General features: G+C 60.0%; 8 protein-coding genes. 1 reads left to right on the top strand and 7 read right to left on the bottom strand.

Going from position 1 to position 8,402, the window contains the following annotated elements; genetic code table 11:
- The first annotated feature begins 103 nt into the window (after positions 1–103).
- A complete protein-coding gene (locus Q4577_RS06240; RefSeq protein ID WP_303469705.1) occupies positions 104–997 on the top strand; it encodes a LysR family transcriptional regulator in 894 nt (297 codons plus the stop codon).
- Between the two features lie 146 nt (positions 998–1,143).
- On the opposite strand, the gene Q4577_RS06235 is transcribed toward Q4577_RS06240, so the two are convergent.
- The 7 genes from Q4577_RS06235 to Q4577_RS06205 all read right to left on the bottom strand — a co-directional run bounded on the left by Q4577_RS06235 (position 1,144) and on the right by Q4577_RS06205 (position 8,240).
- A complete protein-coding gene (locus tag Q4577_RS06235) occupies positions 1,144–1,689 on the bottom strand; it encodes a YaeQ family protein (protein WP_303469707.1) in 546 nt (181 codons plus the stop codon).
- Between the two features lie 146 nt (positions 1,690–1,835).
- On the bottom strand, positions 1,836–3,065 hold the full coding sequence (locus Q4577_RS06230) for a PotD/PotF family extracellular solute-binding protein (RefSeq protein WP_303469709.1): 1,230 nt from the start codon (positions 3,063–3,065) through the stop codon (positions 1,836–1,838).
- Between the two features lie 15 nt (positions 3,066–3,080).
- Complete coding sequence (locus Q4577_RS06225) at positions 3,081–4,046, bottom strand: GTP-binding protein (protein WP_303469711.1); 966 nt, start codon at positions 4,044–4,046, stop codon at positions 3,081–3,083.
- Entirely contained in the window at positions 4,043–4,360 is a 318-nt protein-coding gene (locus Q4577_RS06220; RefSeq protein WP_303469713.1) for a hypothetical protein, read from the bottom strand. The genes Q4577_RS06225 and Q4577_RS06220 overlap by 4 nt, the downstream gene beginning before the upstream one ends.
- Before the next feature lie 61 nt (positions 4,361–4,421).
- Positions 4,422–5,303, bottom strand: a complete 882-nt coding sequence (locus tag Q4577_RS06215) for a polysaccharide deacetylase (protein ID WP_303469715.1) — start codon at positions 5,301–5,303, stop codon at positions 4,422–4,424.
- A complete protein-coding gene (locus Q4577_RS06210) occupies positions 5,296–6,678 on the bottom strand; it encodes an amidase family protein (protein ID WP_303469716.1) in 1,383 nt (460 codons plus the stop codon). The genes Q4577_RS06215 and Q4577_RS06210 overlap by 8 nt, the downstream gene beginning before the upstream one ends.
- Positions 6,679–6,731: 53 nt before the next feature.
- Complete coding sequence (locus Q4577_RS06205) at positions 6,732–8,240, bottom strand: NCS1 family transporter (RefSeq protein ID WP_303469717.1); 1,509 nt, start codon at positions 8,238–8,240, stop codon at positions 6,732–6,734.
- Positions 8,241–8,402: the final 162 nt, after the last annotated feature.

The raw sequence follows: 8,402 nt of genomic DNA, 5'->3' as shown, positions 1-8,402 counted from the left end.
CCCAAAGGGCAAGTGGCATCGGGTTTCTCCAATAAATTTGATGTCGACGCCGTATATGCCTGCCGTTATCTATTGCGGGAACGGACAAGTTTGGAATGGATCATTGCAGAAACTGCACGAATTGCTGCGCATGGGGGATTTGGCTGCCTTTGTCGGGATCGTCGATGATGGCGGCTTTGCTGAATCCGCGCGGCGGCGTGGCGTGTCGGCCTCGACGCTCAGCCGGTCGGTCACGCGGCTGGAAGAACAGTTGAAAGTCACATTGCTCCGCCGCACCACGCGATCCATCGAAATCACCCCCGAAGGCGCCGCCGTTCTGGCCGAGGCACGCGAAATTCTGGACCGCAGTGAAGCCCTGCAGGAAATCGCAACCAGCGGACAGGCCCCCGCCGGCCCACTGCGGGTGAACGCGCCGGTGCCGTTTGTCCTGCATGTGCTGGCCCCGCGCCTGGCCGAGTTTCGCGCGACATACCCGGGTATTCAGCTGTCGATTGATATGACGGATACGCTGGTCGATCTGATCGGCAGTCATGCGGATGTGGCCATTCGCTTTGGTCGGTTGCCGGACAGCGAAATGCTGCACCGCCCATTGGGGCAGACGGTCTGGAAATTGGTGGCGACCCCGGAATATCTTGATCGCCATGGCTGGCCAGAGCGGCCTGCCGACCTTGGGCGGCTGGAACAAGTCCGCTTTGCCATGCCGGACCATATCAATGCGCTGCGCTTTGCCGGTCACCCCGACCCGGTGGCCGTTCCCACCGCGTTAACCGCGAGCAATGGCGAAGCGGTGCGGCAAATGGTTTTGGGCGGGCTGGGCATCGCACGGTTTTCCGACTTCATGATCGCCGAAGACATGCGCGCCGGCCGTCTGGTGGAACTTCTGCCCGGTCAATTGGAAGCCGAGCCGCTGGAAATCTCTGCGCTCTACCTCACCCGCGTGTCGGGGCTGCGCCGGCTTGGGGTGTTTCTGGATTGGCTGGCAACGTTGATGGATTGACGGGCTGCGCCTTGCGGCACGCGCATTTGGTTCATGTCACGGGCCATGAAATCATCAACGGTAAAGCGCATCGAAAGCGACACCATCAGAGAAAGCGGGCCGGTCGTGACAGACGCAAACCCCTCTATAGCGGCGGGTGGCCGGACCTATGCCGCGCCCTTCCAAACCACCGGATTTACGTACACGATGCCATCGCCGACGCTGACCATCACGTCACCATCCTGAATATTGACCTGAAGCTGCATCGTGCGGCTTGCCAGATTGGCCAATGCGGCGGTGTCGGCCTCGGGGAGGTTGATCACCTGAAGATTGTCAAACCGGGTGGTGCTGTTTTTGATCTTGTCCCACCAGACATCCGCCGTCCGACCGCCATAGGGATAGACAACCACCCTGCCCGCCTTGCCACAGGATTGGCGCATCACCTTTTCGCTGGGCAGCCCCAGTGCCACCCAAACATCAAGCTCGCCGCTCAGGCTTTTTTGCCAGATGTCCGGCTCGTCATCGGTCGACAGCCCCTTGGTCATTTCCAGATGCTCATGAGCATTCAGCGCAAAGGCCACAAGGCGCACCATCAACCGTTCATCGGTTTCCGACGGATGTTTGGCCACGGTAAGCTTGTGGGTTTCGTAATAATGCCGATCCATGTCAGAGACCGAGAGTTCGACTTTGTAAATGGTAGCTTTTTGCGCCATGATTTGTCCCAAATCTCCAAGGATTGGGATGCCTACTCTGTCCGGGGGGCTTTTAAAAGCCGATTGGATGCCGGCATGACCGCGCCGCGCAATTGACCGTTGTGGCACCGACCCGCAACAGCGCGCCAGAAGCATCGAATAACGCCTTAAATCAAGGCCTTTGAGGTGATCACCTCCCAGAGCCGGACAAGGAAATTATGCTCTTCCATCACCGAATTCCAGATCACGATTTGTCTTTGCCGCGTCTCACAGCTTCCGCCTTCGCGCAGGTCGCCGGGATGATATACAACGTTGCCAAAGGCATCGCAAATGTCGGCGGCGGCGGGTTTGCCGTCATACCAGAAATCCCACTCAACCGGTGACAAATGCGCACGCGCCGCACCGGGGGCCGCCATATAGGCGCCGTTCCGGGCCATGATCGCGCCCGCCGGACCGGACAGCCACCAGTTCAGATAGGCATAGGCCAGCTCTTCGGTGCGTGGGTCCAGACTTTGCGACAGGGCCATGCCACCGCACCAGCCACGATAACCTTCGGCCGGGGCGCACATCCGGATGGGCATGCCCCTGGCCTTTTGTGACAGATAGTTCGACCACCACATCGTCGACAGTTTTGCAGACCGGCCGGTGCTGGGGGTCGTGTCGGTCCAGAACCCGGCGAAATGACCGGACAGTTGATATTGCTTCACCAACCGGATGAAACTGCCGATTTCACTCAGGCTCAGATTTCCGGGGTTTTCACATTGAAATTCGCCGCGGGTGCGCAAGGCTAGCAAAAGATCGGGCACGCCGATGGCGGCGTCGGCCTGAATGGCGACCCGCCCGCGCCAGTCTTCGGACAGAAGATCGCCCCAACTGGTGGGGTCAGGGGCAGAGCTCTCGCCGATAATGGCAAAACTGTCGGCGTTATAGACCGTCGGCAGCATGGAAATCCGCCCGGTGTCTTCGCATCCCAGCTCGCCGCTTTCCTGCACAAACAGCCGATCCAGCGGAGAGCCGCTGAGAACGCCCCCGTTCAGATTGTCCCTGTTCAGAGTGTCCCCGTTCGGAACGTCCCTGTCTGCACCGGCGCGCAGAACCGGCCAGTTGCGCACCTGATCCCAGCAATTAATGCGGGACACATCAATCGGGCGCAGCGATCTTGCCGGCCAAATCAGATCAAGATCGTGAAACCATTGGTCGTATATGTCGAAACTGTCCGGCGCCAGCACGCCACGGCGCTGGGCCTCGATCCCGTCCAGCGCGATGAAATCAAGCCGGATTCCCAGATCTGCCTCGGCCGAGGCCAGAATTGTGTCAATCAGCGTCACGCCCGTGCCCAGCACGCGCAGCACCGGCGGGTTGATCTGCAAGGACGGCGATTTCAAGTGGTCCGGCAATGTGCGCTCTGCCCGTCAGACTGTTTTTACGTTCAAGAACGCCTCGAAAGAGGCGCGCAGCCGCGCCATGTCGAGGTCACGCGCAATGAATACGAGATGGGAGCTTTGATCGGAAGCGATTGCACTGTCAAGGTGACGCGGGTGGTGCAGCGTATGCCCGACACCGTCAATCAGGACAAAACCGGTGTCCGTTTTCAACAGGCATTTGACCCGCAGCAGATTGGCCCCATGCCGGTGGATCAGCGCAGACAGCCAGACCACGAACCTGGTCCAGTCCAATGATGTCTGAAACGTCAGGCCAAGGGTCGCGGCCCCGGTGCCATCGCGATGCGCCGACCCGGCGGCCCACGACGCGCCCGGATCAATGGTTCCGCCGCCGACAATATCCGCAAAGGTCGGGTTTTCCCGCGCATCCAGCAGCTGTGCCGCCGGGTTGATCAGCGCCAGCCGCAGCCCCAGATCCTGTAACCGGGTCTCTGGGACCAGATCGGTTTTCGACAGCAAAATCGTGCTGGCCGCCGCCACCTGGGCAACCCATTCCGGCTGTTTGGCATGCAGGGATGCACCGTTCAACGCATCGGCAACGGTCACGACATCCTGCAACACCACCTGGTTGTGCAGGACCGGATCAAACGTCAACGTCGACAGGATCTGCGAAGGATCGGCCAGCCCGGTGGTTTCGATCACGATCCGGTCGAACTGGGGGATCTCGCCGCTGCGCGCCTGTGCAATCAGGGTCAGGATGGCGTCTTTTAATTCGCCCCGGATCTGACAGCAGACACAGCCGGAATTCAGCAACACCGTGTCCGGCGCGATTGTGCCCACCAGCAAATGATCAATGCCGACCGCGCCGAATTCGTTCACCAGAACCGCCACCCGATCGGCGGTTTCATCCTGGAGCGCACGCGACAGCCAGGTTGTCTTGCCCGCGCCCAGAAACCCGGTCAGCAACGTGATTGGAACAGGGGGCCGATAGGTCATGACGCCGCGCTCCAGTCGGGGAAATTCGCCTCATCCAAAGGATCAAATCCGCAGCCGAACTCTTTTTCAAGCGCGGCCCATACCTCGGTCACGTTGCTGACGATGGCCTGCTGGCCGGTCATGCTGCGCAGGACATAGCTTTGCCCCTGCCAATCCGACAGCTGAATGCGCCTGCGGTCCAGCATCCGGTTCACCGCCGCAATTCGGTTGGCGCGATCCCGGCGTCGCTGCACCGGATCCGCCGAAGCCGCTGTGTCCAGACCGGCGGCGCTCCAGTGGTCATCCGTGCCAAAAATTCCGCATAATCCACACATTGTTGTTTTGTCCTTTGTGCGGGCATTGGTGGGGCATGATGGCCCCACCTGCCCGATTTGATTACCCCTTGCGCGGCGCGCGTGCGTTATAATCGTCGGCGATTTCGTCGAATGTGGCCCAGCGCACCCCTTCATGGCTGTTGATGTATTCGATCAACCGCTCATGCATCATCAAGACCTGCGGGCGACCGGACACGTCGGGGTGAATGGTCATGGTGAACACCGCATAATCGTTTTCGCGGTAGACATAGTCGAACTGGTCTTTCCACATCTGCTCGATGTCGCGCGGATTGACGAAACCGTGGCTGTTGGGCGATTTCTTGACGAACATCATCGGTGGCAGATCGTCGAGATACCAATTGGCCGGGATTTCGATCAGATCGGTTTCTTCGCCCCGCACCAGCGGCTTCATCCAGGCATCAGGATGCTGGGTATAGTCGATCTTGGTCCAGCTGTCGCCGACCCGCACCCGGTAGGGATGGAAATCATTATGCATCAGCGAATGGTCATATTTGATCCCACGTTCCAGCAGCAACTCGTTGGTGACATTCGAAAATTCCCACCATGGCGCGACATAGCCGGTCGGGCGCTTGCCGCTCAGGGCGGTGGCCAGTTCGATTGATTTGTCGAGAATGGCCATCTCCTGTTCGCGGGTCATCGCGATGGGATTTTCGTGGGAATAGCCGTGAATGCCGATTTCATGACCGGCCTTGGCCACAGCGGCCATTTCATCGGGGAAGGTTTCCACCGAATGCCCGGGAATGAACCACGTGGTCCGCAGATCATATTTCTCGAACAGTTTCAGAAGCCGAAGCGAGCCGACCTCGCCTGCGAACATGCCGCGCGAAATGTCGTCGGGCGAATCTTCGCCGCCATAAGATCCAAGCCATCCCGCGACGGCATCCACGTCCACGCCATAAGCGACCAGAATTTCCTTAGTCATAACTTTCTCCCTGTGAGATGAAGGTTGCATTGGTAAGTTCGGAAACGATGCGGCCGGTCTGCGCCAGCAGATGATCATCGTTGCCAGAGGCCGCCGAAAGCAGGATGGAACCCTGCACGCGGCCGCCGTTTTCGCGCAGCGGCAGCGCCAGACCGGGCCAGTCCAGAAGGCTGCCGATCATCGTGGCCCCCAGCAATCTGGAATTGAGATCCTGCGCCGCGTCGGGATTGCCCTGATAGTCAGAAAGCGCATGGCGCAGCGACGGGACCGTGGGAAAGGCAACCAGCCTTTCGCCAATCTCGGCCTGTGCGTCCCGGACCAGCTGCGCCCGTGTGCGCAGGTAGCTTGCATATTGCGCATCACTCAGAACCGGCGCCTGTTCGAGCCGCGTTCGGATCATCGGATCAATCGCAGCGGCCTGATCACTGGCCAACAGATCCGCATAATTTCGCCGCGCCTCGATCGCCACCAGTTGGCCTTGGGCAGTGGTCAGTGCGTGCAGGTCGTCAACGGATTTCAGGCGCGCCGATTTGATGACCCAGCCCGCAGCCGACAGATCCACCAGGGCCGCATCATAGGCCCGGGCAACCTCTTCGCCCCAGACAGGGCCAAGGCTGTCCGACAGTTCCCAAATCTCTGCCTTTTCCTTGCGGCCACCCCGAGGGGCAGCTGTGGTCAGAACCCCATCCGCCGCCCGCAGCACATCGAAGGAATGCGACAGCGTCCCCAGGGTATCAAGTGTCCGGGACAACGGATACACGCCGGTTTTGTCATAGCGGGCCGCACTGGGCCGAAAGCCGAAAATGCCATTCAGCGCCGCAGGCAGACGGATGGAACCCGAGGTATCCGTGCCGACCCCCAGATCCGCAAGATTGTGCGCCACCAGCACCGCCGCACCAGAGCTGGAGCCGCCGGGCACCAGAGGCACGTCAGTCGACAAAGCCGACGGCGGTGTGCCGAAATGCGGGTTGAGACCCAATCCAGAAAAGGCAAATTCCGACAGGCCTGTGCGGGCAAGGGACACCGCCCCCGCCGCCTCAATCCGGGCAACGGAGTGCGCGTCATGGCGTGCTGGCGGGGCGGATTTTCGCAAGCCAGATCCGCAGGTTGTCACCTCATCCGCCTGATCGATGATGTCTTTCCACACCACATGCACGCCGTCCAGCGGCCCCAGCGACTGGCCTTTTGTCATCCGGGTATCGACCTGTGCGGCCTGTTTCATTGCACGGTCCGGTGTGATTGCCGTGCAGGCCCCGCACCCGGTCCAGCCTTCAAGCGCCGCCAAACCCGCCGCGGCCCTGTCCGTCGCCGGACGCCAGTCCGCCCCAGCCCCTGCCCCTGCCCCGGAAATTTGCTGTTCACATGTCAATGTCATGATGTCCCCCTGTGGCGGGTGCGATGTGCACCCGCCTGGATGCGTGACCGGGATTACAGGTCTTCGCGCGCGATGGCGTCGTCGGGAATGTCAGCCGTCTTGACCCGCTGCATGCCCTTGCCGTCCGTATAGACCCAGTTCAGGTTCACCGATGTGGCAAGGTATTTTGCATCGTCCGGGTCTGTGACCTCGGCCTGTTGATGCTGCGGCATGACCCAGATTTTCATCAGCACATAGTAGACAGCCATCGCGGCCGGGAACCCCACGACATAGGCATATTGGATGAAATACAGTGCCAGCCCGCCGCCCACGGCCCAGGCGATCAAACCCGCCGGGTTCCATCCGCCAAAGTACCGGAATTGACCGTTTTCCCGATAGAGATCAGGCACATTCAACCGACGCCCCCGGATCAGGAAATAGTCGCAGACCATGATACCACCGACCGCCGACAGGACGGCACCATACATGCCAAGGTAAGTGAACAGATGGTTCAGGATCAGCCAGGGCATGGTCAGCGTTCCGATGATGCCGGCGATCACGATACCCATCGCATAGGTGATGCGCGGCGCACCGGCATTCACAAAGGTCAGCGCCGCCGGGATCAGGTTTGCGCTGGTGTTGGTGGACCATTGCGCCAGGATCACCATCGCCAGCAACACGACCAGCGTCGCACCGGTGCCTTGTTCCTGAATGACATTGACCGGGTTCCAGTCGCCCGTTGCGATAAAGGACACAGCGCCAATCAAGGCAATCCAGCTTTGCGCCACTGGCAGGGCGATGAATTGCGCGACAAAAACATTGCGGTTGCGCCGAAAGAAGCTCTTCTCGCCACCTTTGGTTTTCAGAAACCGGGTGATGTTGGGAATGTCCACCGCCAGTGCCGACCAAAAGGCCATGTTGGCCACAAACAGGGCCACAACGCTCATCTCTGCGTCGCCAGCAAAGGTCCAGATATTGTGCCCGCCCGCCGCAGCGACGTTTTCCAAGGTGAAATACATCCAGATTGAAATCGCCACGATGGCCGGGGCGGCAATGCTGGCCAGAACCTGAACCGCGCGAATGCCCATTGCGGTATTCACGACCTGGATCAGCCCGAAGACCACATACCAGAACACCCAGCTGTCAAAGCCCCCGAGGTAAGACACGATACCGTTCAGTGCCAGCGCACCAAGATAGGTTTGAATCCCAAACCACGCCGCCGCAACGATGCCCCGTGTCACCGATGGCAGATGCGTGCCGATGGTTCCAAACGGCGCCCGAAGATAGACCGCAAAACTGATGCCATGTTCGGTGCCAATGTCGGCCGTCAGGGCCATCACCAGCCCAAGGGACAGGTTGGCCAGAAAGATCGTGCCAATCACAGTCGCCAGCGGAAGCCCCGCCACACCGCCCGCACCCAATTGGAACGTGGCAATGATCACCGCCATGCCGATCCAAATCCACACATAGCCCAAACCGCCAATCGTTCGCTGGTTCAGCCAAACCGGCAAGATCGAGGCCTCTTGCAAACGTGATTTTTCCCCGACGTCCAGACCCTGCGCCGCCATTTCCGAAAGTGCCATCTTACCCCTCCTGTCAATTATTGATCTTTTGCATTCTTAAGATCATTTTTGAAAAAAGAGAAGACTTTTGTTTCCTCGCCCGCCCCCCTGGGGTACACATCACCATGGCGCTGGGCGTGCCACGCGCACCGCGTATTGGCCGCCCGCCGCGATCGAAACCCA

Source organism: Marinovum sp. 2_MG-2023, assembly GCF_030548265.1.
Taxonomy (GTDB): domain Bacteria; phylum Pseudomonadota; class Alphaproteobacteria; order Rhodobacterales; family Rhodobacteraceae; genus Marinovum.
This window is presented reverse-complemented; position numbering and strand designations above follow the sequence as displayed.

What these genes read in the sequence shown, in the direction of transcription:
- Q4577_RS06220 (WP_303469713.1), bottom strand. Translation starts at nt 4,360, where the DNA reads ATGTGTGGATTATGCGGAATTTTTGGCACGGATGACCACTGGAGCGCC.
- Q4577_RS06235 (WP_303469707.1), bottom strand. Translation starts at nt 1,689, where the DNA reads ATGGCGCAAAAAGCTACCATTTACAAAGTCGAACTCTCGGTCTCTGAC.
- Q4577_RS06215 (WP_303469715.1), bottom strand. Translation starts at nt 5,303, where the DNA reads ATGACTAAGGAAATTCTGGTCGCTTATGGCGTGGACGTGGATGCCGTC.
- Q4577_RS06225 (WP_303469711.1), bottom strand. Translation starts at nt 4,046, where the DNA reads ATGACCTATCGGCCCCCTGTTCCAATCACGTTGCTGACCGGGTTTCTG.
- Q4577_RS06205 (WP_303469717.1), bottom strand. Translation starts at nt 8,240, where the DNA reads ATGGCACTTTCGGAAATGGCGGCGCAGGGTCTGGACGTCGGGGAAAAA.
- Q4577_RS06210 (WP_303469716.1), bottom strand. Translation starts at nt 6,678, where the DNA reads ATGACATTGACATGTGAACAGCAAATTTCCGGGGCAGGGGCAGGGGCT.